The sequence below is a fragment of the Paenibacillus lemnae genome, assembly GCF_012933385.1.
GTDB classification, from domain to species: domain Bacteria; phylum Bacillota; class Bacilli; order Paenibacillales; family Paenibacillaceae; genus Paenibacillus_AQ; species Paenibacillus_AQ lemnae.
Genome location: NZ_JABBPN010000013.1, coordinates 86,004 through 111,745, shown reverse-complemented (window position 1 = coordinate 111,745; position 25,742 = coordinate 86,004). Strand labels below are relative to the sequence as shown.

28 protein-coding genes and 1 other annotated feature are annotated in these 25,742 nt (G+C 46.8%); of the genes, 2 read left to right on the top strand and 26 right to left on the bottom strand.

The window, feature by feature from the left end; all coding sequences use genetic code 11:
- Positions 1-95 precede the first annotated feature (95 nt).
- The 18 genes from spoIVA to HII30_RS14380 form a co-directional block, all read right to left on the bottom strand.
- Positions 96-1,574 carry a stage IV sporulation protein A gene (gene spoIVA / locus HII30_RS14465; protein ID WP_169505747.1) on the bottom strand — a complete coding sequence of 493 codons (1,479 nt, stop codon included), beginning with the start codon at positions 1,572-1,574 and terminating at the stop codon, positions 96-98.
- A gap of 389 nt (positions 1,575-1,963) precedes the next feature.
- Positions 1,964-2,719 carry a hypothetical protein gene (locus tag HII30_RS14460; RefSeq protein ID WP_169505746.1) on the bottom strand — a complete coding sequence of 252 codons (756 nt, stop codon included), beginning with the start codon at positions 2,717-2,719 and terminating at the stop codon, positions 1,964-1,966.
- Between the two features lie 30 nt (positions 2,720-2,749).
- Positions 2,750-3,085 (bottom strand): 2Fe-2S iron-sulfur cluster-binding protein, encoded by a 336-nt coding sequence (locus HII30_RS14455; protein WP_246246440.1) that lies wholly within the window; start codon positions 3,083-3,085, stop codon positions 2,750-2,752.
- A gap of 48 nt (positions 3,086-3,133) precedes the next feature.
- Positions 3,134-3,733 (bottom strand): hypothetical protein, encoded by a 600-nt coding sequence (locus tag HII30_RS14450; RefSeq protein ID WP_246246438.1) that lies wholly within the window; start codon positions 3,731-3,733, stop codon positions 3,134-3,136.
- Positions 3,734-3,755: 22 nt separating this feature from the next.
- Entirely contained in the window at positions 3,756-3,935 is a 180-nt protein-coding gene (locus tag HII30_RS14445) for a DUF2768 family protein (RefSeq protein WP_169505745.1), read from the bottom strand.
- 136 nt (positions 3,936-4,071) lie between these two features.
- Complete coding sequence (locus HII30_RS14440; protein ID WP_169505744.1) at positions 4,072-4,347, bottom strand: stage VI sporulation protein F; 276 nt, start codon at positions 4,345-4,347, stop codon at positions 4,072-4,074.
- Positions 4,348-4,411: 64 nt separating this feature from the next.
- Complete coding sequence (locus HII30_RS14435; RefSeq protein ID WP_169505743.1) at positions 4,412-5,452, bottom strand: NAD(P)H-dependent glycerol-3-phosphate dehydrogenase; 1,041 nt, start codon at positions 5,450-5,452, stop codon at positions 4,412-4,414.
- Positions 5,445-6,068 (bottom strand): glycerol-3-phosphate 1-O-acyltransferase PlsY, encoded by a 624-nt coding sequence (gene plsY / locus HII30_RS14430; protein WP_169505742.1) that lies wholly within the window; start codon positions 6,066-6,068, stop codon positions 5,445-5,447. The genes HII30_RS14435 and plsY overlap by 8 nt, the downstream gene beginning before the upstream one ends.
- Positions 6,069-6,079: 11 nt before the next feature.
- On the bottom strand, positions 6,080-7,402 hold the full coding sequence (der, locus tag HII30_RS14425) for a ribosome biogenesis GTPase Der (protein ID WP_169505741.1): 1,323 nt from the start codon (positions 7,400-7,402) through the stop codon (positions 6,080-6,082).
- 199 nt (positions 7,403-7,601) lie between these two features.
- Entirely contained in the window at positions 7,602-8,822 is a 1,221-nt protein-coding gene (gene rpsA / locus HII30_RS14420; protein ID WP_169505740.1) for a 30S ribosomal protein S1, read from the bottom strand.
- A gap of 118 nt (positions 8,823-8,940) precedes the next feature.
- Positions 8,941-9,531, bottom strand: a complete 591-nt coding sequence (locus HII30_RS14415) for a lysophospholipid acyltransferase family protein (protein WP_169505739.1) — start codon at positions 9,529-9,531, stop codon at positions 8,941-8,943.
- Positions 9,532-9,534: 3 nt separating this feature from the next.
- Complete coding sequence (gene cmk, locus HII30_RS14410; RefSeq protein WP_169505738.1) at positions 9,535-10,236, bottom strand: (d)CMP kinase; 702 nt, start codon at positions 10,234-10,236, stop codon at positions 9,535-9,537.
- Between the two features lie 152 nt (positions 10,237-10,388).
- Positions 10,389-11,042, bottom strand: coding sequence for a flagellar brake protein (locus tag HII30_RS14405; RefSeq protein ID WP_169505737.1), 654 nt, complete (start codon positions 11,040-11,042; stop codon positions 10,389-10,391).
- A gap of 139 nt (positions 11,043-11,181) precedes the next feature.
- Positions 11,182-12,534 (bottom strand): germination protein YpeB, encoded by a 1,353-nt coding sequence (ypeB, locus tag HII30_RS14400; RefSeq protein WP_169505736.1) that lies wholly within the window; start codon positions 12,532-12,534, stop codon positions 11,182-11,184.
- A gap of 59 nt (positions 12,535-12,593) precedes the next feature.
- On the bottom strand, positions 12,594-12,743 hold the full coding sequence (locus tag HII30_RS14395; protein ID WP_169505638.1) for a hypothetical protein: 150 nt from the start codon (positions 12,741-12,743) through the stop codon (positions 12,594-12,596).
- A 73-nt stretch (positions 12,744-12,816) separates the two neighbouring features.
- Positions 12,817-13,512, bottom strand: a complete 696-nt coding sequence (gene prsW / locus HII30_RS14390) for a glutamic-type intramembrane protease PrsW (protein WP_169505735.1) — start codon at positions 13,510-13,512, stop codon at positions 12,817-12,819.
- Positions 13,513-13,573: 61 nt separating this feature from the next.
- Positions 13,574-14,185 (bottom strand): genetic competence negative regulator, encoded by a 612-nt coding sequence (locus tag HII30_RS14385; RefSeq protein ID WP_169505734.1) that lies wholly within the window; start codon positions 14,183-14,185, stop codon positions 13,574-13,576.
- Positions 14,186-14,378: 193 nt separating this feature from the next.
- On the bottom strand, positions 14,379-14,756 hold the full coding sequence (locus HII30_RS14380; RefSeq protein ID WP_169505733.1) for a hypothetical protein: 378 nt from the start codon (positions 14,754-14,756) through the stop codon (positions 14,379-14,381).
- 94 nt (positions 14,757-14,850) lie between these two features.
- On the opposite strand from HII30_RS14380, the gene HII30_RS14375 reads away from it, so the two are divergent.
- Positions 14,851-15,819: a polysaccharide deacetylase family protein gene (locus HII30_RS14375; RefSeq protein WP_169505732.1), complete on the top strand. Its 969-nt coding sequence runs from the start codon at positions 14,851-14,853 to the stop codon at positions 15,817-15,819.
- Positions 15,820-15,878: 59 nt separating this feature from the next.
- Here the strand turns inward: HII30_RS14375 and HII30_RS14370 are convergent, their stop codons facing one another.
- Genes HII30_RS14370 through HII30_RS14360 form a run of 3 tightly spaced genes read right to left on the bottom strand, consistent with a single transcriptional unit; the run spans position 15,879 to position 17,661 of the window.
- A complete protein-coding gene (locus HII30_RS14370) occupies positions 15,879-16,694 on the bottom strand; it encodes a metallophosphoesterase (protein WP_169505731.1) in 816 nt (271 codons plus the stop codon).
- Positions 16,694-17,074 carry a hypothetical protein gene (locus HII30_RS14365; protein WP_169505730.1) on the bottom strand — a complete coding sequence of 127 codons (381 nt, stop codon included), beginning with the start codon at positions 17,072-17,074 and terminating at the stop codon, positions 16,694-16,696. Before HII30_RS14365 ends, HII30_RS14370 begins: the two co-directional genes overlap by 1 nt.
- Before the next feature lie 2 nt (positions 17,075-17,076).
- The gene (locus HII30_RS14360; RefSeq protein WP_169505729.1) at positions 17,077-17,661 is read right to left on the bottom strand and encodes a CPBP family intramembrane glutamic endopeptidase; all 585 of its coding nucleotides are present in this window, start codon (positions 17,659-17,661) and stop codon (positions 17,077-17,079) included.
- 235 nt (positions 17,662-17,896) lie between these two features.
- Positions 17,897-18,127 (top strand) — a binding site (T-box leader).
- A gap of 154 nt (positions 18,128-18,281) precedes the next feature.
- Here HII30_RS14360 and serA point away from each other — a divergent pair.
- Positions 18,282-19,874: a phosphoglycerate dehydrogenase gene (gene serA / locus HII30_RS14355; RefSeq protein ID WP_169505728.1), complete on the top strand. Its 1,593-nt coding sequence runs from the start codon at positions 18,282-18,284 to the stop codon at positions 19,872-19,874.
- 74 nt (positions 19,875-19,948) lie between these two features.
- Here serA and HII30_RS14350 read toward each other — a convergent pair whose 3' ends face one another.
- The 5 genes from HII30_RS14350 to HII30_RS14330 form a co-directional block, all read right to left on the bottom strand.
- Positions 19,949-21,373 (bottom strand): ATP-binding protein, encoded by a 1,425-nt coding sequence (locus HII30_RS14350; protein WP_169505727.1) that lies wholly within the window; start codon positions 21,371-21,373, stop codon positions 19,949-19,951.
- Between the two features lies 1 nt (position 21,374).
- Positions 21,375-22,091, bottom strand: a complete 717-nt coding sequence (locus HII30_RS14345; protein ID WP_169505726.1) for a response regulator transcription factor — start codon at positions 22,089-22,091, stop codon at positions 21,375-21,377.
- A 104-nt stretch (positions 22,092-22,195) separates the two neighbouring features.
- Positions 22,196-23,449: a c-type cytochrome biogenesis protein CcsB gene (gene ccsB / locus HII30_RS14340; RefSeq protein WP_169505725.1), complete on the bottom strand. Its 1,254-nt coding sequence runs from the start codon at positions 23,447-23,449 to the stop codon at positions 22,196-22,198.
- A complete protein-coding gene (gene resB / locus HII30_RS14335) occupies positions 23,446-25,137 on the bottom strand; it encodes a cytochrome c biogenesis protein ResB (protein WP_169505724.1) in 1,692 nt (563 codons plus the stop codon). Before resB ends, ccsB begins: the two co-directional genes overlap by 4 nt.
- Complete coding sequence (locus HII30_RS14330; RefSeq protein WP_169505723.1) at positions 25,134-25,664, bottom strand: redoxin domain-containing protein; 531 nt, start codon at positions 25,662-25,664, stop codon at positions 25,134-25,136. Before HII30_RS14330 ends, resB begins: the two co-directional genes overlap by 4 nt.
- Positions 25,665-25,742: the final 78 nt, after the last annotated feature.

Below are 25,742 nucleotides of genomic sequence, written 5' to 3'. Positions count from 1 at the left end.
GCGTTTTGGCCTCATGATCCGGTGAAAACAGGAAAAACAACCGAAAACCGGGTGAATTGGACCGGTTTCGGCTGTCTTTAATGGTGTTAGAACGTCTATAGAATGATTGCAATCAATCCGCCAGATCCTTCATTAATGATCCGGCCCAGCGTTTCCTGGAGTTTATAGCGGGCATTATCTGGCATCATGGCTATTTTACCCTGAATGCCTTCACGCACAATGGAATGAAGGGATCTGCCAAAAATATCGGACTCCCAGATTTTAATCGGATCATTCTCAAAATCCTGCATGAGATAACGGACCAGCTCTTCGCTCTGCTTCTCTGTTCCGATGATCGGAGAGAATTCAGATTCAACATCCACACGAATCATATGAATGGATGGCGCCGTAGCTTTCAGACGGACACCGAATCTCGTTCCCTGGCGAATAAGCTCCGGCTCATCCAGTGCCATCTCAGCCAGTGATGGAGCAGCAATGCCATAGCCTGTGGTTTTGACCATTTCCAGTGCTTCCGCAAACCGGTCATACTCCCGTTTAGCATGTGAGAATTCCTGCATCAGCTGAAGAAGATGATCCTTTCCGCGGATCTCAACACCCACGACCTCCATCAAAATCCGGTCATACAGTTCATCCGGCGCGTACAAATCGATCTCCGCTACACCCTGCCCCATGTTCATACCACTTAATCCGGCACGATCGATGAAATCATAATCCATAAAGTGGCTGACTACCCGATCAACATCACGCAGTCTGCGAATATCTTTTACGGTATCTCGTACCGAATTTTCATAATTGCTGCGCAGCCAGTGATTCTCATTCAGAACCATAACCCAGCTGGGCAGATTCACATTCACTTCATGCACCGGGAATTCATATAATACTTCACGAAGCACACCGGTGACATCTTCCTCACTCATATTCGCTGCACTCAGCGTCATGACCGGGATATCGTATTTGGCTGCCAGCTCGCTGCGGAGCTGAAGTGCTTCCTCGCTTTTCGGCCGCGTAGAGTTGATGACCACCACAAAGGGTTTGCCAACCTCTTTCAGCTCTTCGATAACCCGTTCCTCGGCTTCTACATAAGAGCTTCTCGGTATTTCAGCAATCGACCCGTCTGTCGTCACAACGACTCCCAAGGTGGAATGCTCCTGGATTACTTTTCGGGTCCCGATCTCGGCCGCTTCCTGGAATGGAATAGGCTCCTCGAACCAAGGAGTGGAGATCATTCTCGGTCCATTTTCATCCTCGTACCCTTTGGCACCTTCCACAGCGTAGCCAACACAATCCACCAGCCGTACATTGACTTCCAGCCCTTCAGCAACCTTGATCTGCACCGCATTGTTTGGCACAAATTTAGGCTCGGTTGTCATAATTGTTTTGCCGGCGGCACTTTGAGGCAGCTCATCGACCGCCCGTACCCGGTCAGCTTCATTCGTTATATTCGGAAGCACGACCGTTTCCATGAACCGCTTGATGAAGGTTGATTTTCCTGTCCGGACCGCACCGACGACACCCAGGTATATGTCCCCTCCCGTTCGTTCAGCAATGTCCTTGAAAATGTCCACTTTTTCCAAAAGAGATCCCCTCCTCAAAATACTCCGAAGGAAAAATGCCTTTAAGAGCATCCGCTTCGTGTTCCATCTCACAGCCAAAGTCATTGCAGCAATTGAGCAGCCTTTACCATGCCGCCAGCCGTCCGCCGCCGGGTTCCGAGATTGACATGGAAACGGCAAAGCGGCGTAACTCGTACATGCATTTGGACTAGTATCATCATATGTACGGAGAAACAAAATATGCTGCAAAACCTCACCGTTTTTTAAGTTTTATTTATGTGTGTTCTCAAGGCGAGTGCCACCCAAGGTTTGCTTTGAGCCTCCTAGAACTATATGCTGGCCATGAAACCTTCATACCTCATTTCACAGCAAAAAAACCCGCTGCAGGAAGCGGGTCTGGCGGTTCAGCATTATTCACTTTGTTGAGCAACAGGCTGCTGATCCACCCACAGATAAGGTACGGATTTTACAGGCACAAAATAGGATTCTTCTTCCAGATAGGTTCTTAAATCCTGATCTGGCTTGGGATCTTCACCGTTTTTCTGTATTGCCTGCATAATGTCAAAGGCATAATCAACATATACCTTTCCGGTATCGTCCATCATAAGCGTGATTTCTTGTCCGGAGTAAAAACTTTTCAGCTGCAGTTTCTTCATATCTGTCTTCGCCACATCAACACTGAAAAATCCAGGGTGAAGCTCTACACCGGTTGGGAGCTCGCCGTCATGGTCGGATTTATAGCGGTTCACCGACAGCTGCACATCGTTCACTTTTTGGATCGTAAGCAAATCCATCACTTTGACGAGCGGATCTACTTCCTCATTGATAATTAAAAAATGTCCACTGCCGCCTTTTTCAAAGGCTGTCTTGGGAATCTCATCGATATACCCCATGTTTTTGAGCTTATCCAGATCCACTCTGTATTTCTCATAACGAGGAACTTCTTCCCCTGCAGTGATAATAGGAAGAATCGACTCTTCTTTATAAAAATCATTCACCGCATCCTGAATTCTCCGCACACTTTCTCTGTAGGAAACCTGATTTTCCTGCTGGTCCTCTTTCGGATACATACATCCGCTCAGGAAAAGCACAAGTATTAGAGACACCGTGAGTCCTTTATAAAATCGAAGTCTCCCTGCTGCTGATGAGGCTTGTCTATATTTCATAGGTATCAATCCTTTATCCTTTTTCATCGCTTAAATGAAATCCTCATTGTCGCGGTTTCTTGCCGCCTCAAGCTGCTTCCTAACAGCTGCCTTCAGCGGATCCTCTGGAATAAGCACAATTACATCATGTTGAACCATACTTTGACAAGATAACCGTGTACCCTTCTCCAGAAGAGACCCTAATTTACGTCTCTCGCCCTCTTTTGGAGGAAGAAGGTTCTTTTGCTGCTCCTCAGGCAAAGTAACTTTGCACATCAGACAGCCCATTTTCCCGCCGCAGCGTGTTGCAATATGAATTCCGGCTTTCCGTGCTGCCTCTAGTATACTAACACCGTGACGCACTGTAATTGTTTTGCCCTGCGGCATAAAAGTAACGTTGTGATTCAGGTGCAGTCCCTCCTTAACCATGTGGACTTAAGTGATTTCGTTCTCTATTCCGGTCAATCTCTTGATTTTAGCCTTATGTTCTTCACTCCATGTGAATAAGGAGAGCATATGCTTTAACAGTTCATGATGAGGTGCGGGATTCTGCCGTATGAGTTCAGCGATGGGTTCATACCGATCAGGTCGCCCCCGAAGTATATTAAATACGAACTCATGACTGAGCGGCATCAAGAAGATGGATGTTTTCTCAAGTTCATACTTTACAGCATGTCGGTACAGCAGTGATTTAATTTTCACCTCGTAATAACTTCCACCACTGGAAACCTTAAATCCGCCTACAAGCTCTGCTTCATATCCTTTCAGCTTATAGCGGCTTAGAAGCGAATCATACATTCCTTCTCGATCCCGCTGCGGGGAACGAATTACATCCACCGAAAGGCAGCTGTGCAGCAGCATCACATCTTCAGCATCCGCATATACGTCAATATCTCTCGGGAACCTGTCCAGTTTTACTCCCTGAAGCAGCAGCGAGCAGCTGCCGCCTAACAGCCAGGATGCTGAACCACGGTTCAAGCCGGCGGCTATTGTCTCTATAGCACTCGTCAAACCAGACATTTCATGATTATTCAAAGACCACACCTACTCTTCAGAGCTAAGTAATCGATGCAAGCCCGGCGATAAACCCGACAACCATCATCATAAATGCAACAAATGACAGCCCGAACCGGAGGGCTCCCTTCGTTTTACTACGGGCAAATGTTACGATAACGACGGACAGTGCCATAATCAGCAATGCGATCATGGAAAGCCACATCTTTTGCATGGGATCCAATTTGTGACTGCCCCCTATTCTTTCTTTAAATTTTCTGCTCTATTATATCATGTCTTCGGGATGACTCCTACTCTAACAAAGCAAAAGACCGAAGTTCTGAAGAACTTCGGCCTCCTGCTTAACAAGGATCACGTATTTACTTGTTCATCATCATTTTCATCAGCGCTTCCATATTACTTGGATTCATTCCGCTTTTTTTAACTGCGTTAACAATTTCCTTAATGGTCTCTTCGCTGACAGGTACATTTGCCATTGCAGATACTTGCTTGATCAGCTGACGGAGCTGGGCTTCATTCTGCAGCGTAGAAGGCTTGACCTGACCCGCCAGCTTTTTGACCGCTCCAGAAGAAATTTGCTTCCCGCTTTTTTTATTAATCGCACTCAGTACGTCTTTAGGAAAGTTATTGCTCATGTCCACCCCTCCTCCGGCAATCCTCATACCATCATATGAGAACACCTTTAAAAAGGTGATGGAGCTATGTATGCCACTGTTCCCAAGTTTGAAGAGGCATCGTTTCCATTTCTGTCTTCGGATTACGGCCCATTAGTGCCTCTACCGCATTCCGTGGATCACGCTGTTCAAACAGAACATGGTACAGTTGATTGGCGATCGGCATTTGCACACCGAATTTTTCAGAAAAAGCATAGGCAGCTTTTGTCGTGCGAATCCCTTCAACCACCATGCCCATCGAGGACAGTACTTCATCCAGCGGTTTACCTTCACCAAGCATAAAACCCGCCCGCCAGTTCCGACTGTGCTTGCTCGTTGCTGTTACGACAAGATCGCCTACACCGGCAAGACCGGCAAAAGTAAGGGGATTTGCACCCATTTCCACACCAATGCGCGAGATTTCTGCAAGCCCCCGGGTTAGCAGCGCAGCCTTCGCGTTGTCACCAAACCCAAGTCCATCTGACATCCCCGCACCCAAAGCGATGATGTTTTTCAAAGCACCTGCAAGCTCTACCCCAATCATATCCCGGTTTGTATATACTCTAAAATAAGCGTTCATGAACAAGTCCTGCGCTGTCTCTGCGGCCTTCTGATCTCCAGAAGCTACGACAACGGTCGTTGGACATTGCCTGATGACTTCTTCTGCATGACTAGGTCCCGATAAAACAACAATACTTGATTCATTTCTACTTATCTCTTCGGAAATAACAGTAGACATCCGTTTGAGTGACTCTGTCTCAAAACCCTTCGTGGCATGAATCACGATGCTGTCTTCTTCTATACAGGTTTTGAGTTGTCTGCATACCTCCCGCATTGCCGATGAGGGCGCTGCAATCAACACAGCTGCTGCTCCCGTAACCGCTTCCTTCATATCTGCCGTTGCTTTCAAGTGGGAGGACAATGCCATGCCGGGAAGATAGCGGCTGTTGGTATGCTGCTCATTGATTTCCAGTACCTGTTCCGGGCTGCGGCTCCAGATGTGAACATCCAGTTCATTAGCTGCAAGTACATTGGCGAGTGCGGTTCCCCAACTGCCGGCAACCAATACAGCGACCTTATCAGACAACGCGTTTCCCTCCTTTTTTACTTCCACCGGAACCCAGCTTATTCTCACGACCCTGAAGAATCTTGATAATATTGCTGCGGTGACGCCAGAATGCAAAAACTCCGATAATCAAGCTGGTCCAAAATACAGGCCATGCGTAACCCATAAAAATCAGAAACAGAGGTGTTAGAAACACAAAAATCAATGAGCCCAATGAAACATACCGGGTGAATACAATCGACAAAATCGCAATGATCCCGGCATACAACGCAGGCAGGAAGCACAGTGATGCAAGGACTCCAATCGCTGTCGCGATTCCTTTTCCACCGCGAAAACGGAAATACAATGGCCAATTGTGACCGACAATGGCAGCAATTCCACATAAGCCCGGAATCCATTCATTCCCGTCACTTACCCAGAATCCGATCCAGACGGCGGCAATACCTTTGATAACATCAAGTGCCAACACAAGAATGGCAGGACCGGTACCTAACACACGCAGGGTATTCGTAGCTCCGGCATTCCCGCTGCCGTGCTGCCTGATATCAATTCCTTTCAGCAGCTTAGCCAGCAGTACACTGAAACTTACCGAGCCCAGCAGGTAACATACAATGATAGCAACGATCTTCAGAATCAAGTCGTTCTCCCCTAACTCTCATCGGACTTTCTCCGTGTAAATATACGTATCGGAGTACCTTCAAAATTAAATGCTGCACGGATTTTATTTTCCAAGTAACGTTCATACGAGAAATGCATCAGCTCCGGGTCATTAACAAATACAACCATGGTCGGAGGTTTCACTGCCACTTGAGTTGCATAGTTGATGCGCAGTCTTCTTCCCTTGTCAGTTGGAGGCGGATTGATCGCTACCGCATCGGATACAACGTCGTTAAGAAGATGTGTTTGAATGCGAAGCGTGTGCTGTTCAGCCACATGTTTGACTACAGGCAGTAATTTCTGAAGACGCTGCTTCGTAAGCGCGGATAAAAAGACGATTGGAGCATAGGTCATAAACAAAAAGTGATCCCTGATCTTGTTCTGGAACTGCTGCATGGTCTTGTCGTCTTTTTCAACCATATCCCATTTATTCACTACAAAAAGCGAAGCCTTGCCTGCTTCATAAGCATAACCGGCAATGTGCTTGTCCTGCTCGATAATGCCTTCTTCACCATTAATCAGCACCAGCACAACATCAGCGCGTTCAATCGCTCGCATAGCCCGCATCACACTATATTTCTCTGTGTTCTCATACACTTTGCCGCGTTTGCGCATACCGGCTGTATCGATCAATACATACCGCTGTCCATCTTTCTCAAATGGTGTATCGATCGCATCGCGCGTCGTTCCAGCAACATCGCTGACAATAACACGTTCTTCTCCTAAAATCGCGTTTACAAGAGAAGATTTCCCGACATTAGGACGACCGATCAGAGCGACCCTGATGACATCTTCATCATACTCATCGTCTGTAAGCTCAGGCAGGCTCTCGACGACAGCATCCAGCAGATCTCCGACACCCGTTCCGTGGCTTCCCGATATCCCGATCGGATCACCAAACCCTAAGCTGTAGAACTCATAAATATCATCCGCTCTCTTCATATTATCCACCTTATTGATGGCTAAAATGACCGGTTTCCCGGAACGGAACAAGATTTGGGCAACCTCTTCGTCCGAATGGGTTACTCCGCTCTTCGCGTCACACATAAATACGATAACATCTGCTTCTTCAATGGCCAATTCTGCCTGCATACGGATGGATTTCAGTATCATATCATCACCGTCAATCTCAATACCCCCGGTATCGATAACACTGAACACCTTACCATTCCACTCTGCATTGCCGTAAATCCGGTCCCGGGTTATGCCCGGTTTATCTTCAACGATGGCCAGCCGGTCACCGATCAGCCGGTTAAAGATTGTTGATTTTCCGACATTCGGCCTCCCGACAATAGCCACAACGGGTCTTGCCATATTCTCTCCTCCTGTCACTTCTTCCGATAATCATCATAGCAAAAAACGTTACAATTGGCTAACCTTTCATATCCATTTCACCTGAATCTATTATACACGTTAAGACACTTCTCCATCCCGTACAAAAACAAACGGCGAACCCCGCAGGGTTCGCCGACGATGATGATCCTAATCGAATGGCCGTGTATAGTTCGTTAACTTACTTGAACTTGCTCAGCTTGTCACCGAAGCGCTCGCCAAGTGTAACGCTCATCCCTTGATTGTTCAGAGACACATTCGGGTTGTCCTTCAGGTCAATTTTAGGACCCTTGGATTGTCTTTCCGCTCTAGGAGAAGGTGAAGCTGGAGCTTCTTCAGTTTCTTTGATGCTCAAGCTTACACGCTTTTCTTCCAGATTCAGATCAAGAATTTTAACCTGAACTTCTTGACCTTCCTTCAGAACCTCCTGAGGCGTGCCGATGTGTTTATGTGAGATTTGGGAAATATGAACCAAACCTTCTACACCCGGAGCCAGTTCAACAAATGCACCGAAGTTTACGAGACGCTTAACTTCACCCGTTACGATATCTCCAGTGTTGAATTTGTCAGAAGCACTTTCCCAAGGACCTGGTTGAGCTGCTTTGATGCTCAGGCTGATTTTTCCTTTTTCAGGATCAACCTTCAGCACTTTCACTTTAACCTGCTCACCTTCAGATAGAGCATCAGCCGGTTTCTCAACATGGCTCCACGCAATTTCAGATACGTGAACCAGGCCGTCTACTCCGCCTACGTCCACGAATGCACCAAATTGAGTTAAACGCTGTACAGTACCCTCAAGAACTTGACCTTCTTGGAGTTCTGCCATCACTTTCAATTTGTTTTCTTCAAATTCTGCTTCCAGAACTTCTTTTTGGGAAAGAATAACTTTGTTATTCTCACGATCCAGTTCCTTCACTTTAACGCGAAGGGTGCGTCCCTTGTAGTCGCTGAAATCTTCTACGAAATGACGCTCTACCATGGAAGCCGGGATAAATCCGCGTGCACCCACGTCAGCAACCAGGCCGCCTTTAACGACGTCAGCTACTGTTACTTCGAACACATCCTGATCCTCAAAATGCTTTTCAAGCTCATCCCAAGAATTTTCTGTGTCGATTGCACGTTTGGACAGAACAAGGCTTTCTTTATCATCATTGATACTTACAACCTTGCATTCTACCTCCTGGCCAACCTGTACTGCATCACCAGCGTTGTCCAGCTGTACCGAGGAAAGCTCGCGAACAGGGATTACACCGTCATATTTATATCCAATGCTTACATAAGCTTGGTTATCCTCCAGTTTGACGATCGTCCCTGTCACAGTGTCCCCTTTTTTCAAGGATACGATTTGGTCCAGCTGATCCTGAGTTTCAGCTTGTTCTTGATTTCTTGTTTCTTCCGACATGTCAATAACCTCCTCAATTCAAAGCCCATTTATTTAAACCCGCAGATAGCGAAGTTCAAAACATCATTGTAGTATCTTTCCATTTAACATAAAAAAGTTATACATCATAGCCTTAAAGTCAGCTTAACGTGGGTTTGCCGGTCGCCTGCATCTCTTTGATGCGGCTCATAATGATGGCAGTAACCTGGTCAAGGGTTTCCGGAGCCTTGTTATCCTTAAATGCAGTCACATCAATAGGAGCACCATAAATAATTTTCGTCTTACGGAAAAGTTTATAATCTCCTACAATGGCCGCAGGCACCACAGCAGCATCACTCCGAAGAGCAAAGCTTGCAGCTCCCCTCTTTGCCGCCTCAGAATCAGAGTTCCGCGTACCTTCCGGGAAAATCCCCATGATTTCTCCGCCACGCAAAATTTTCAAGGAATTCTTGATGGAATCCTTGCTGACTCCTCCACGTTTTACAGGATAAGCTCCCAATTGAGTAATGAGCCACCCGAACAAAGGAATGGAAAACAACTCCGCCTTAGCCATGAATTTAACCTGACGTTTCACATGAATGCCAACAGAAATCGGATCTCTCAAGCTGATATGATTGGAACAGATCAGCACCCCGCCTTCTGAAGGAATATTCTGAACGCCGACAGATTCAAAGCGGTACAAAACCGTGAATAATGCTCGTACTACCGCTCTGCAAAACACATAAATCATACTTTACTTCTCCCCATCCATCTGAACTATACAATAAGCAGTAATATACTCGACAACCTCATCGATACTCATGTTCGTAGTATCCAAAGTCACAGCATCCTCCGCTTTCTTAAGCGGTGATACTTCCCGTTCTTCATCCAGCTTATCACGTCTGGCGATATCGGCTTCAAGCTGCTCGAGTGTAATTGGTTCTGCTTTGTCCAATTCATTAAATCGGCGGAGAGCACGTTCTCTTACACTGGCGGTCATGAAAATTTTAACCTCGGCATCAGGCAGTACGGTTGTCCCAATATCGCGTCCATCCATGACTACGCCTTTGGTCATTGCCATCTGGCGCTGCAAATGGACCAAATGCGTGCGCAGATCCTCAATTTGAGCATACCGAGAAACCTCAGCATTAACCTGCAAGGATCGAATGTACGGAGTGACATCTTCACCGTTAAGCATAACCATTTGACCGTTTTCATGGGGTTTTAATTCAATCACCATATTTTGCACCATTTGAAGCACTTTTACTGCATTTTCAGCAGAAATTCCTTCTTTTTGCATAAACCAGGTGACTGCACGGTACATGGCTCCGGTGTCGACATATATGTACTGGAGCCTGCTCGCAACTTTACGGGCTACTGTACTTTTTCCTGCCCCTGCGGGTCCGTCGATGGCAATATTTATTCTGTACTGTTCACCAGTCCCCTTCTTAAGCAACGGGGCATTCCTCCTCAAACATAAGCCTCAAGAAAAAAGCAGGCACAGCCTGCGACGTGAAAATTATACCACACTCCCGGAAGTGATGCAAAAAGGTTCGGTATTAAACGCCCTTCCAATCCTTTACATTCTATGAAGATCAGCTTTGTTTTCTAGCGGTTTCTGAAGTCAAACTGCCTTTCGAAGCAGTATCGAATAAGCTTTTGCCGTTCCATGTCTGAAATTTGACTGAGTTTAAGCATAATCATTGACCGTGTGCCATTTAATGCTTTCACTCTAACCACTTCCCCTTCAAAGGGTACATGTTCTAACGTTCCGTTCTTATAAGGAATCAACAGCCAGCAGGAAAGGGTTTCGCCTTCCGTTACCTCCTGATGCTCCTCTGCATAAAATGATACACCACCTCCGCCGACATCTTCCGTTTTCGTGACGAACTGACGGCCCGCTTTCGTCTGAACAGCTATTTCAAGATCTGCCTGCACACGAAGAAAGCTCCTGCGCTGAATTTTGGATATGGCTTCAGGCTCAGGCCTGCGAATTCGGATCTGGCGTATGACATCATCATGAAATCCGAGGACATAACTGTTGAAAAAGTTTTTCACTCCGCCTTCTGTAATAAAATGAAGGGACAGCTCATCACCCATGTGCAGCTTTTTCAAGCGGCCTGTGCCTTCTTCAAACGGCACCTCAATATACATAGCTTGTTCTTCCATTTCAGCAATTCTTGATTTATAAAGGACTTTCGACTCTTTTTCATCACCGCTGTCAATTTGAATGAATAAAACATCATTAATCTTAGGATACATGATCTTCCCTCCTGCTTATCAACTCTCCTATTATATCACGCCATTATAAGGCAATCTTTATAAATTTCCAATGCAAAAAAGAGGTGCCTTCCAGCAGTTAAGCCTGCTCGAAAAACACCCCGTATGTTAACGTTTTTTGTTAACTGACACCCGCTTGAGCATCTTTTACAACTTCAACCGTCTCCTCAAGCCCTGTATCTGCATTAATATACAGCTTGTACTGGGAGCCGTTAATTCTGCCTCCAATTTCATAACACAAGGTATCTTCATTGCGATCATTCTTAATTAAAGCCTTGCGGTTGTAGAGCTCTTTAAAATCCGGGTTCAGCGTCTTGCGGGCTTCCTCAATGCCGAGCTTGGCTTGTGGAATCTCGCGCTTATCCTGATGTTCATATACGAAGTCACTGGCTTGGAAACCAATCACATCACCATTGTCCAGAGCAGACCTTACCGTCATTTTTTCCGGATAGATCAGAACATCATCATGCTGGCGTACAAATGTGAAGTTCACCAGATTATTGTAAGGGTCGGCTGAGACAGCTGTCATATTCCGGTATCCCTTTTTCTCCAGGAAACGTTCAGCTTTCTCCATCGCTTGTTGTACCGTAACCTGCTTTCCTCCGACTTGGCGGGAGTCTGTGTAGGAGATAAGAAGCCCGCCTTTTCGCGTGAAATCCATGCTGATCGGTTCTTTGCCTTTGGCTTGAACGTTAGCGGTATACGATTCCCAATCGGTTCCTTGACCATTCGCGCTGACATCACACTTTGCATTTTGACCCAAATCCGCAAATTTCAAAGCTTTTCGAGAGATATCTTCCTCATTTACGGGCATGCCTGACAGCATCTTCACCGATCGTTTCTCATACATGCTGCTAACAGATGGACCCCAATCCAGTTCAGGGTAAGTCTCTACTCTTTTGTTCAGGGTTGAAAATCCATCCAGAATGGTCTGATCTGCAGGTTCCTGGCGATTAGCCATAGCCATATCTACATCCAGCCAGCGCAGTTTTTGAGTCAGCACGGCGTTCTGTACTTTTTTCAGATCCTCCGTAATCTCTCCTGAACTTTTATACAGCTGTTTCAAAGTCTTGAACTCTCCATCATTCAAAGGTTCCTTAGAAAGATCCCTGACCCCTGCCTTGTATGAAAAGTTGGCGATCCGGGAAAGAAACTCTTCTGTTTTCTCTGCAGGAAGCATGGAAAGCGGCAGCTGGTTGATTTCATTTTGTGCTTCACTTGTCATTCTCCACACATTCATCAGGCTTTTCCGGTGCATTCCTTGGGATGCTGCATTCACAGCCAGTGTATTCCCCAGCTCAGAATGGATGCGATCCATATGAAATGACAGGTCATGAAAAGCACGTTGATACTGATTTTCCGCATTAATCTGTACGGCATTTCGTTCTTGCTTGAGCTGGTTTCCCCACACGAGAGATCCAATCAAAAGGATTGAAACTACCGGGAAGAGGACCGCGGCGACACGTTTATACATCTGCAATCGATCTCCTTTCTTCTAATCACTGACGTTAGTTTGACTAGAAGAAAGTGGTCTTATACATCCTCTTCAATATCAAAGGAATTGCGGTTGTCACACACGCACTGCTTGAACCCGGTTTCTATAACCCCACGTTCTTTTCGGCCGCGGAGTACAAACCGTTCTCCACATTCCTTGCAGCGAATTTTCACCTTTACTCTCAGCATAAAAAAAGACACCTCCGCATGTCGTCTCCTGCAGCTCTGCAGGGTTCTATACCATGAAGTGTGTCCGGGTTATTTATGTTTTAACCTCTTCTTCCCGCTTAATCATACGAAAAGGAGAACGATTGTTGGCTCTTGTGATCTTTCCCATTCCCCCATACCAAAGCAGCACCATGAGCGGAATAATAAACCAGATCCACGAGTGGGTTAATACATTCAAGATTAAATCGTAGATTCCATGATACATCCAGGGCAGGAACAGGGACAGCAAAAGGAACTTCCTTCTGGTTTCATGTCCGCTAAATTTGGCCCGGCCGATATAATATCCCATAATCACTCCGAACATGGCATGACCGGATACCGGAAGCAGTGCACGAATCAGCATAGGACCGAACGCAGCCTGGCTGTACCATGCGTAGAGTATGTTTTCTACCGTAGCAAAGCCCAGCGAAATGGCCGTAGCATAGAGGATACTGTCATAGGGTTCGTCGAATTCAACATGATTATAAATAAGATGGTAAAGAACGAACCATTTCAGAACTTCTTCTACGCCTGCGGAGATGAGAAGAGACTCTACAACAGGTCCATCTCCCAGCCAAAGCATCATGCCCCTTTGCAGGATTAAAACTGGAATCACAATGAGAAAGCCCAGGAGGAACATTTTGATAACAACATGAAGCGGCTCCTGGTCATATTTATCTTTCAGATAAAAATAAGTCATGAGAGCAAGACCCGGCGCCAATGCTGACGCAATAACCGAAAACACCAGCACCGAATCCCCCCTCTTCTGTCAGGTCTCAAATCTGCTGCCTGATCATGCGAGATGCCGTCGATTATGAGTGAGCCGGAAAGTGATGACAAATCTGATTCACAGCCTCAGCAGCCATTACTTTGGTTCCGTACTCTTCCAATACTGCTTCACTGACCATAGCAGAATGCCCGAATTCCGCCATAACAGCGGCAATTGCATTCTGTTTCTCTGCCGTGAACTGTTCATGGTCAAACAACAGGTACCATTTATTCAAATAGCTGTAGAGAGTCCCGGCACCATCTGCCAACGACTTCAGCATGTGAGCGGCTTCCACTACAACTTCAAAATCATCAAAGGTATAAAGAATAGGTCCATTCTGCTCCAGCGTAACTTCCATTTCGTAAATTTCATCCGGCATCTCATCTTCCGTCAAACCGCCGAAATGATGTTCATATTTGCCTCGGGTCACAATGACAACCATTCCCTGGGATGGAAGAGCGAATACTTCAACCGCAAGCGGACCAGTCGCGTCAAAGCCAAGCTCGCTGTAAGCCTGGTCCATCATCTCTGTAAACAGGTCATACACTTTCGGTATTTCCTGCCACATCTCTTCCTTCTGGATTCCTCGATCACTCAGATCATCGAACGTGAGGAAAATCCGTATCTTATCTTGACTCAGGCGTTCTATTTTCATGACAGGATCCTCCTCTATATACAGGTAGTAATATTATGTTATGAAGGCAGAATTAAATCATTGATAAAAATGGTGTTATATATTGATTTTATCATTTAATACCCACAAATGCACGTAAATATGTACCTTCTCAAAAAAAGAATCATTCTCGGCTGACCGTCTCCGAAAATGATTCTAAAAGGTGTCAAATGGTTTACAAACCCGGTATGACTGTATGAGTTTCTTTAAGGATTTGTTCCACTTCGTTTTTAACATCCGGATTTTTGCGGATAAAGTCCTTCAGCATACTCAGGTCGGCAGCCTTCGAATGAGACGATGTCTGCATCCCATGCTGATTTCCCGAGGTATAACTGGCAGCACCTGTGACTGAACTGGGTGTGCCGCCACTCCGGCGGCTGCCTCCTTGTGCCGAATTCCCGGAAAGGTCTTTCACTTTTGCCTTAGCATTGCCGGCTAACTGGCTTAAATCCGTACTGCGCATCATGGACATCATGGATATGCCTCGTTTGGACATCATACGATATACAGCAGCTCCGACGATGGCCCCGTATATAAATGACGAAGTCTTCACCAAATCATTCCTCCTTATGTGGTAAACTCATGACTATTGTTCTCGAGCTGCCCTAAACTCATGCGGTATAAATACAGGAAAGTGAGATGGATTCATGGTTATTCGAAAAACAGCTGCCCTGCTATTGGCAGCAAGCCTTACACTGACAGCATGCAGTCAGAACGACAATCCTGCGCCATCTGAAGGTCAGTCTCCCGTACAAACAGACAGCAGCAGTGGTTCAGTCGACAAAGACGGAGAAAACGCAGCAGAGGCGCCTGGAGAGGATCAAGTGGAACCTGAAGTGAATACTTCAGATCCTGATCCAACAAAAGAAGAACCCTCCGAACCAATGGAGCAGAAACCTGAAGATGAAGAATCCAAGGACGATAAGACTCCTGCATCTACCAGCCCGCCTGATGATGATACGGCTCAAAACGAACCTGTGTACCGTTATTACATGAACAAGGTATACAATATCGTTCCAAGTGACAAGAATACGGACAACAAAGTGGTTCTCCTCACCTTTGATGATGGTCCCAAAGAAGAAGAAATGATTAATGAAATGATCGATATTTTAGACAAGCACGAAGCCAAGGCAATCTTTTTTGTGAATGGATACAGAGCAAAGCAAAATCCTGAACTGCTTAAACTGATTCACGAGCGGGATCAAATCATCGGCAATCACAGCTGGGACCATATTGATTTAAGAAAAGAGAATGAAGATGAAGTCAAGAAACAGATTCAAGATGTTCAGAACCTTGTGAAGGATATTACGGGCGAGACGCCTAGATTTTTCCGCCCACCGTTTGGTTCCGGTGGAGATACAGTGAAGCAAACGGCAGATGAACATGATTTGCTGTTTATGACATGGTCCAACGGCTCCCTGGATTGGGACGCCAGCACCAAGAACAAACCCGATGCGGTGATCAATAATGTGTTGGAGCAGCTGCATCCAGGCAGCAATATCCTGATGCATGAACTGCCTTGGACTGTTGATGCACTTGATCAACTGCTCACTCAATTGGAGAAAAAAGGCTATTCCTTTGTGAACCCGGAAGAAATCGAACCCGATATGAGATAATCGCAGCGCATCATGAGAACAATAAAAGACGTCTTGCAGCTTCCGTCTATGCGGAAGAATCAAGGCGTCTTTTTCAATGTAATCATATGCAGTTCGGCAGGACAACGATATCGTAATGGAATATGAGACGTTCCGAATCCACGGCTGATCAGAAGCTTGACTGGTTCATTCCGCCACCGGCTGCGAGGCAGGTCATACCATCCCGATCCGTATTTTTTATAAAACCCTTCCAGTTTAACTGCTCCCAATACAGGCAGGACAATCTGACCGCCATGGGTATGGCCGGTCAGGATCAGATCTGTAGGCAGCTTCTTTCTTCCCTGAATCCATATCGGATCGTGGACAAGGACAATATGAAAATCATGCTTTGAAGCACGCCCGGTAAAACGGCTGTACGGGTGAAATCTGGTCTGAGGCTGCATGTACCCTGTAAGTGCTATACTGCTGCGCCCGCGATTCAGAAATATGGTCTCATCGTTCAGAAGCCTTGCTCCAGTTTGATCCAGTATTGCCTTCACCTGAGAAGCGCCGGCTTTTAGATCATGATTTCCCAGCACAGCAAAGGTTGGCGTGTTTTTTGTCAAGAGAAGCAGGTTATGCTCTAACCGTTTTAGCGGAACTCCCTTTTCTGTAATATCCCCACCCAAGAAAACATAATCCGCTTCTTGGAGCAGCGGCCCGAGCTTTTTCTCGGTTAATTTTCGGCGATGAATATCCGTGAGCAGAAGGATGTTAACCCCTTCAAAAGCTTCAGGTATACTGCTCGATGAAACGATATCCCTGCTCACTTTGCAGCCTGTGGCTTCAACCCGCATCCATGCAAAGAATAGAAGCATAATGAATATTACCGCTAATCCCGAACCGATCCACAACATTAGAACATATCCTCCAAAGACGGTGCACCGATTAATCCCCACCACAATAAACCGGCCATCAGCATAATAAATAGAACAATTAATGAATTCACAAACCATTTACTCATTCTGACCCGCTGTGATGAATAGGTCCTGGATCTTGATGGTGTTGAGCGTTTGCTGCTTTCAGATGATGGAGCACGTGTTCCCTCTGATCCCCTTGTACGTGAACGGCTCATGCCGGATGACGCCGCAGGTTTCTTGGCTGGACGGGATGAGGTACTGCGTTTGGATTTTCCAGAAGATGGTGTTACAGCAGGTTCAGATGTTCTCTTCTGCTGTTTGCTCTTGCTGCCTTTGCGTCTTCGCTGATGTTTTTGTAATCTGCTTAATTCGCTCATTGTCATCCTTTCTTTCGAAAACGTATCACGAGACCGGAAATCAGATCAATAATAAAATGGCATAATATCGGCGCCCACAATGATCCTGATAGTATATAAATATAACCTAGACCATAACTGCTCAGGAAAACCCAGCCGGTAGGAACCCAGTGCCTTAGATACCGTATATGAATAAGTGCGAATAAAATACTGGTCCAATAAGGTCCGAAGGCAAACTGTATGGCACCTCTAAACAGAAGTTCCTCACAAACCGAAACGACAAGTGCAATGACAAATATATGCCAGACTGGCCTGTTGCTGAACAGCATTTCATTAATGCCGCCATCATCCATGCTATTCTCCGGTACAACACGGGAAATAACCAGATCCAGGACCAGCATAGTCAGTGCAAGCCCCAAACCCCAGAACACAAAATGATAATTTTCTGCGGGAGAGAGAAGGTCCAGCGGGTTCCGCTCCTGGAGAAAAATCCAAATCAATGCGATCAGCAGCGTCAACCCTTGCGTCAAATAGAGATTGATGAGTAGAAGCCGGTCTGTTAACTGATGAGCTTCTATTTTTTTGATTTTGATCTTGAATTTTTTCATGATAGCCTGCCTGTCTATTTTGGAATTAGAATAAAGAAAAGTATGAATGTAACAATACAGCATGTAACTTGATGACTGGGGTTTATTAGCACATGCGGGCATAAGCATCATAGCAAAAATCAGGTCTGCTGCACAAGGCGGCATCCATAACCATGGATGCCGCCTTGTGATTGTTTTCACGGTTAACCTATTGACACGCTGACAAGACCATGTTACATTATGAAAAAATTAAGAACCAAAACCGATGATGGAAACAAGGTGCTTGATACGCTCCTCAGAGAGCCGATGGTTGGTGAGAATCGGCGGGTGTTGGCTGCCTTGAGCGATCCTGAGATATTCCGCTGAAACATGAAGTAGGCGTAATCGGATGATATCCGTTACCAATCAAGGCCTTAATGAGGCCGCTTGAGGCTGCCTGAGACGGCAGTGAATAAGGGTGGTACCACGAATGACTCTCGTCCCTTACTACGGAAGTAGTATGGAGATCGGGAGTTTTTTAATATGGTTCATTCTTTGCTGCATTACCGCGTCGCCTTAACCAGGGTATAACGGACTGTGCTTACACGCAGCCCTTATTCTATATTGAATACAGTACAAGCGTTCAAGGAGGAAGAGAAACCATGTTTAAAGTTTTGGTATCGGATCCGATCAGCGATTTGGGTATTCAGCAGCTGATGGATGCAGCCGACGTGCAGGTAGACAAAAAGACGGGGCTCAGCGAAGATGAGCTCACTGCCATTATTGGGGAGTATGACGGACTTCTGGTCAGAAGCCAGACCCGGGTTACAGAAAAAATCATGAATGCTGGCTCCCGCTTAAAAGTTGTAGGACGTGCCGGCGTTGGTGTGGATAACATCGACCTGGAAGCAGCAACCAAACGAGGCGTTGTTGTTATTAATGCTCCTGATGGCAATACGATTACGACAGCAGAACACACTTTTGCCATGATGATCGCACTTGCCCGCCACATTCCGCAGGCATACGCCAAAACGGTCTCCGGTACATGGGACCGCAAGTCTTTTCTTGGAGTCGAACTCCGGAACAAAACCCTCGGCGTCATGGGTATGGGGCGTATCGGCAGCGAAGTAGCCAAACGTGCGAAGGCATTTGGTATGAGTATTCTAGCTTATGACCCTTTCCTTACCGAAGATCGTGCGGAGAAGCTGGAAGTTAAGCTCTCATCTGTTGATAACATTATCCGGAATGCTGATTTCATTACCGTTCATACACCTTTGACTCCGGAGACGAAGCATATGATTGCGAAGCCGCAGTTTGAAGTTATGAAAAAAGGAATGCGTATCGTGAACTGTGCGCGGGGCGGGATTATTGATGAGCTGGCTCTGGTTGAAGCGATTGATGAAGGCATTGTGGCAGGTGCAGCCTTTGACGTATTCGAACATGAACCTCCGGCAGCTGATCATCCATTCCTCACGCACCCGAAAGTGATTGTAACGCCTCACTTGGGAGCATCGACGGTGGAAGCCCAGGAGAATGTTGCAATTGACGTTTCGGAGCAGGTCCTTCATATCCTCCGGAACGAACCGTTCAAGAATGCGGTCAACTTCCCGCTTGTTGCTGCTAACGTAATGGGCAAGCTGCAGCCATACTTCCCGCTCGGTGAGAAGCTGGGCAGCGTGGCCGCTCAGATTACAGCACATGCTGTAAATGAAATTCATATCGACTATGCGGGCGAGCTTGCTGAAGTCGACACCCAGGCGCTGACACGTTACATTGTTAAAGGCGTGCTGGAACGTCACCTCGGCAATGAAGTCAACATTGTAAATGCCATGCACCTGGCAAAAATCCGGGATCTGCATGTCGTCGTATCGCAAACACCGAAAACCAAAGGGTTCACGAACCTGGTTACGGTAACGCTCAAAACCCAGAACGACGGCGAACATCTTGTGGCAGGTACTCTGCTTCATGGATATGGCGAGCGTATTGTACGCCTCGACAAGTTCCCTGTTGATATTGCACCACAGGGTCATCAGATTCTGATTTCGCACAATGATAAACCGGGTATTATCGGTCGTGTAGGTACACTACTGGGTGAGAACAATGTAAACATTGCATCCATGCAGGTAGGACGTAAAGTTGTAGGCGGTGAGGCCATTATGTTCCTTACGGTCGACAAGGATGTGCCGAAGGAAGTGCTTGTGAAGCTAACCGCTCTGAGCGATCTGAACACGGCTCAGGAAATTGTCCTCTCCTAATTTGTTCCACGTACAACAAGATTAAAAGATAGAATTCAACAAAAAACACCTCTGAGAAGAGGTGTTTTTTGTTATTATGCCGGAATTGCGAATATGAATGTCGTTCCTTCGCCTTCAACACTGCTCACTGTAATTTGGCCCTTATGGGACTCCACAATGTTCTTAACGATGGCCAGACCAATTCCCGTCCCTACGGTTTCTCCGCGAACCCGAGCTTTATCAGCCTTGTAGAACCGGTCAAAGACAAACGGAACATCATCAGGTGGAATGCCCGCCCCTTGATCCGAAACGGCAAACTGCACCGCTTCACTTGCACCCAGTGCAATCCGATCCACTGATATTTCAATTTGTTTACCTGAAGGAGTATGCCTGAAGGCATTATCGAGCAAGTTGGTCAGGACCTGTTCCAGCTTGTCTTCATCGGCAGCCTTTATGATCAGATCTGCATGGTTCCTTCGAAGCAGCAGCTCAATATCCTGTTCCTTTGCCCGAACCGAGAACTTGCGGTACACCCGATCACATAAATCACCAGCATCTACGCTCTGCAGAACCAGCTCGGCATGCCCGGCTTCCATCCGTGTCAGGTCCAGCAAGTCTTTAACCAGCCTTCCCATTCGGAGTGATTCCTCATGAATGACCTGAATCAGTTCACGGCTTTCTTCGGGAGAGGCCGCCATACCATCCAGCAGCGCCTCACTGTAACCCTGCATCATGGACAGCGGGGTGCGAATTTCATGAGAAACGTTTGCGATAAAATCCGTCCTCATCTTCTCAAGCTTTACCTGCTCCGTAATATCACGCAAAACCGCCACTGCACCACGATTAATATCATCCGAATACAAGGGAGCCATATGCGCTTCCCATACTCCGTGCTTGACATGCAGATCGGCCATCTGGTCCCTGCCGTCCTTCATCGTTTTATTAAAAAGTGCTGTCAGCGGTTCTGGTATCACTTCTGCAGCCCAGCCTCCGCCCTCCTGGCCGGTGTCCCATTTCAATCCCTGCCAGGTTTCCATCACTTGACGTCCAGGAGGATTGGCGAGAATGACATCCCCCTTGTTATCAAATGTAATCACCGCATCACTCATGCTGCGCAGAACGCTGGAGAGGTGCTCCTTTTCATGATTCAGGCTGCGAATCGTCGTCTCCAGCTCTGCAGCCATATGATTAAACGTATTCGCAAGCTCACCAATCTCGTCGCTGGTCACCAGATTAAGACGGGTATCGTATTTACCTTTTCGAATCGCATTGGCTGCTTCGATTAACTGCTGCATGGGCTGTGTAATTTTGGTAAGAAGAAACAAACCGAAAAATGTAGTCATGGCAAAACCAATAATGGAAACATACGTAAACAACCGTTTAATGTCTCCTGAATTGGAGCTGTTAAATACCGTATCAATATACGGAAGCAGAAACAGTCCCAGCGTCAGCAGGACACAGGCCACAAGCAGGGTGATGGTGATCCACAGCTTGCCGACAAGGCTTCTCCAAAAGTTCACGTTATTTCGGAACCTCCAGCTTATAGCCGACTCCCCACACCGTCATAATCATGGAGGCCGCCTCTGGCGACATTTTATTCAGCTTCTCACGCAGACGCTTTACGTGAGTATCCACAGTACGGAGATCACCAAAAAACTCATAGTTCCATACATCCTTTAAAAGTTCTTCTCTGGAAAAAACCTTGTCCGGAGAGGATGCCAAATAATGAAGGAGCTCGTATTCCTTCGGGGTAAGGTTGATCTCCTGACCGCCTGCCGTAACCCGGTGCGCATCATGCTCAATGACAAGATTCGGAAACACAATACTGTTGCTGGTATTGGTTTCTTTGGACAGGTATGCTGTGGCGGATGAGCGGCGCAGGATGGCCTTCACCCGGTAAATCACCTCACGAGGACTGAACGGTTTCACTACATAATCGTCTGCCCCAACTTCAAACCCCTGCACGCGGTTGATCTCTTCACCTTTTGCTGTAAGCATCAGGATTGGCGTCGACTTGACCTGACGCAGACGCGAACACACTTCCACGCCGTCCATTCCTGGGAGCATCACATCAAGCAGAATGAGTCCATAATCCTCGGTACTCGCTTTTCGAAGTGCCGTTTCACCATCCTCAGCCTCTTCGATTTCATAACCTTCCTTTTCCAAATACATTTTCAGCAACCGTCGAATACGTTCCTCATCATCCACTACCAGGATCCGGTTTCCATGATCACTCATCGGCAACAACCCCTTCATCTTCATATGGAAAATCAGAAGCAGTTCTTAAGCCTCAAGCTTAGAACCCTTCTGATTTGTTAACCACTTATTGTTTAAATGAACATTTAGTCCGTTCCTGCATAAGAATGCAGGCCGGCAATGATCAGATTGACACCCACCAGCGTAAACATCACGACGATGAAGCCAATCACGGTCAGCCAGGAAGAGTGTTTCCCCTGCCAGCCGCGGGACAAACGTAAATGCAGGTACACACTGTAAAACAGCCAGGTGATCAGTGCCCATATCTCTTTAGGGTCCCAGCCCCAGAAACGGCCCCAGGCAACCTCTGCCCAGATCATGGCAAATATTAATCCGCCCAGCGTAAAAATCGGAAATCCGATTGCAATGGCACGATAACTGATCTCATCCAGATCATCAGGATCCATTCTGCCTAATGCCGGCTGGATCATCTTGGCCAGTGGTCTGCGAATAATGGCTCTCAGCAGACCATAGAGGATCAATCCGCTGAATACAGACCAGAGTACAGTGTTCAGCTTGCGAGCAGCGTTGATTCCATGCATCCAGGAAGGGGCTTCAAAGAACGAATCCTGCATCCCAATGAAAGATTGTACGGATATCGCCTGACTGTCGTAAGGCGCCACAATTGGCGGCATGTCATAATCGACGGTGACCACTTGCTCCTGCTGTGTTTCTTCGTTCCACTTCATCTGGCTGAATTCAGCATGATACCCTCCGGCCCGGAAGCTGTACACAGAAACAATAAATCCAATCAGAACGACAATCATAAACATACAAAATTCCAGCCAGCGCTGTTCGCGCCGGGAGCTTTTGTCACTGCTGCCAAAGTTAACGGTCCGCAGCAAATGCATCAAACCCGCCACAAAACCGACGGCAAAGAAAGCATCACCCAAAGCGGCCATCGTTACATGAATACCAAGCCAGTATGATTTAAGCGACGGGATTAACGGCTGTACTTCCTGTGGAAATACGGCTGCATAGGCCATGATCAGAATGGCCAGCGGCAGTGCAAACAATCCCAACAAAGATTTCCGGTATAAGATATAAAGTACGATAAAGGCAATCATGATAGCCATGGATAAAAATGTCATGAACTCATACATATTGCTGACAGGCACATGGCCTGACCAAATCCATCTCGTAACAAAATAGGTTAACTGCGCAATCAATCCAATGACGGCTGTGTAAAAAGCGATTTTGCCCCACTTGGCCGTATGAGCCTCCGGTTCACGCTTTCGGAACCGCCTGCCCATGACAGCAACCCCGTAAAAAGTAAAGGCTAAACAGTATAAGAAAAAGGCAACGATAAAGGCGTCGCTGCTAAAATCAATTAAACTCATTCTTGGCTCCCCCCGTTATTGACCAGTGACTTCTCATCCACTTCCAGGTCCATCTGTTTGAGAATCGATGAAATTTCCTTCCGCAAACCGAACCAGTTCTTGTTCGTATGTGCGCCGAGCGTAAGCTTGCCATCGTCAACCCGGAGCCAAATACGGCGGTGCTGGAAATAGAAACCAAGAACCAGTCCAAGCATACCAATTCCCGCTCCGACCCACACAAACGGCATGGCTTTATCGATTCGGATATTGAGATATGTCGTGGATTGGGACAGTTCTACATCCTCCATGCTGCCTACTTCCAGATTAAAACGAAGTTCGCCTCCACCCAACTGCTTGTTCAGCGCATCCTGTTGAAAGCGCTCTTTATCAATTTGCTTAGGGAAATAGAAATACTGAACACCATCCTCAGGCAGATCCGGACCCTGGATCAAGAACAAAAATGCGGGAGCATTCTGACTGGAAGACATATTCGAAGGCTTGCCTTCAGCATTCAGTCCAAAATCGGAATATTTCTCTTTTAGAGTCATTGTGTATGGACCCACTTCATACGTTCTTTCCGGGTTTCTGATATTCAGTGTAAACTGGCCGAATTCTTCTCCGCTGTCAGCATGGACAAGGGTTGGAGAAACTGAAATAATGGTCGGCGTTAAATCATAGTCGAACTGATATGCCTTGAGCCCGTTATAGTTCAGCGGGTGGTTCACCTCGATCTGATGCCGCATCACTTCTTTGAGTTCTGGCTCCTGCCCCAGATCACAATTGGCTTCGCACTCATAAAGGATAGCCTGGGTTTCAAACTTCTCCGGCAGCACTTTCCCTTTGCCTTTAAATTCGTCTGGCAGATCCTCTTCACTATAGAACTGAACGGTAAAACCGTCATTTTCCAAATAGTAACTCGTGTCCGGAATCTGTTTAGGCTCTCCTTCCTGGAAACCCATATGGGTATCCATATGAAGTCCAGGCAGCCCTCTTGCCAGCACGGCCAGGAGAAACACGATCAGTCCAATGTGAAGGACATACGGTCCCCAGCGGCTAAAACGCTGCTTCTCAGCAAGCAGGGTGCCGCCATCCGTGCGGACACGGTAGCCTTTCTTCCGGATCAGTGGTGTGATCCGGTCAACCCACGCTGTGCCCTCATTGTTCACATCTGTTTGCAGTGTCACACGCTGGCGTGTCAGGAAAGACATATGCTTCGGCACACGCTGGCGGCTTAATGCTTTATAAAGCGGCAGCACACGATCCAGACTGCAGATCACCAATGATGCACCGATCATAACAAGCAGCAGTACGAACCACCAAGAGGTATATGTATGCGATAAGCCGAGCAGATAATAAATATGTCCCAGCTGCCCATACTCTTCCTTATAGTAAACCGATGGATCAATATTCAGAAATGTGCTTTCCTGTGGATATATGGAGCCCAGCATGGAGCCGATTGTAGTCATGATAATCAGATATATGGCCACCTTCACAGAAGAGAAGAAGTTCCATACCAGATCGATCACACCCGGGTTCTCTTTCTGAGAACGCCTTGCCACACCATCATATCGCATTTCCAAAATGTCCTGTGAAGCCGCTTCATCAGCCAGCGGCTTGCCACAGGCCTCACAGAGGACGGTGCCCACCGGATTTTGGTGTCCACATTCGCACTTGGTATTTACAATAAGTCCTTTTAACTCCTCACTCATGATCCGTTCACCAGCTGTTCAATTTGCTTATCCAAGGTTTCCAGATCAAGTTGACCAATGCGAATATGGTGTATCCTGCCGCTGCTGTCCACAAAAAACGTAGTCGGCATCGGTCCCACCCTGAAATCTGATACCGCGTCACGATTCGGATCCATCAACACCGGAAATTCCACGCCCATTTTCTGAGCAAAGTTCTCCACCGTCATTTTATCTTCACCGACATTAATGCCGATCACTTCTACGCCCTGATCTTTCCATTTTAGCCACTGTTCCTGCAGGGCTGGCATTTCACGGACACATGGCTCACAGTAGGTTCCCCAAAAATTAATTACCTTGGCCTGTCCGTCGAAATCATCCAGCGTGTGAACAGCTCCGTCCGAACCCAGAAGTTTGAACCCGGGAACCTGATCCCCTTCTTTCGGCACACCCTCTTTGCCCATGACGACGGTAACAATCGCATAGACACCCAGCATTAATATGGCCAGGAGGATAATAACTTGTACAGTTTTTCTAGATTTGCCCGTCATGATGCAGCATCCTTTCTATGACATCCCTCATAATGGTCCGCAGCAGGTGTGAACATCCTATGAACATTATAACGAAGT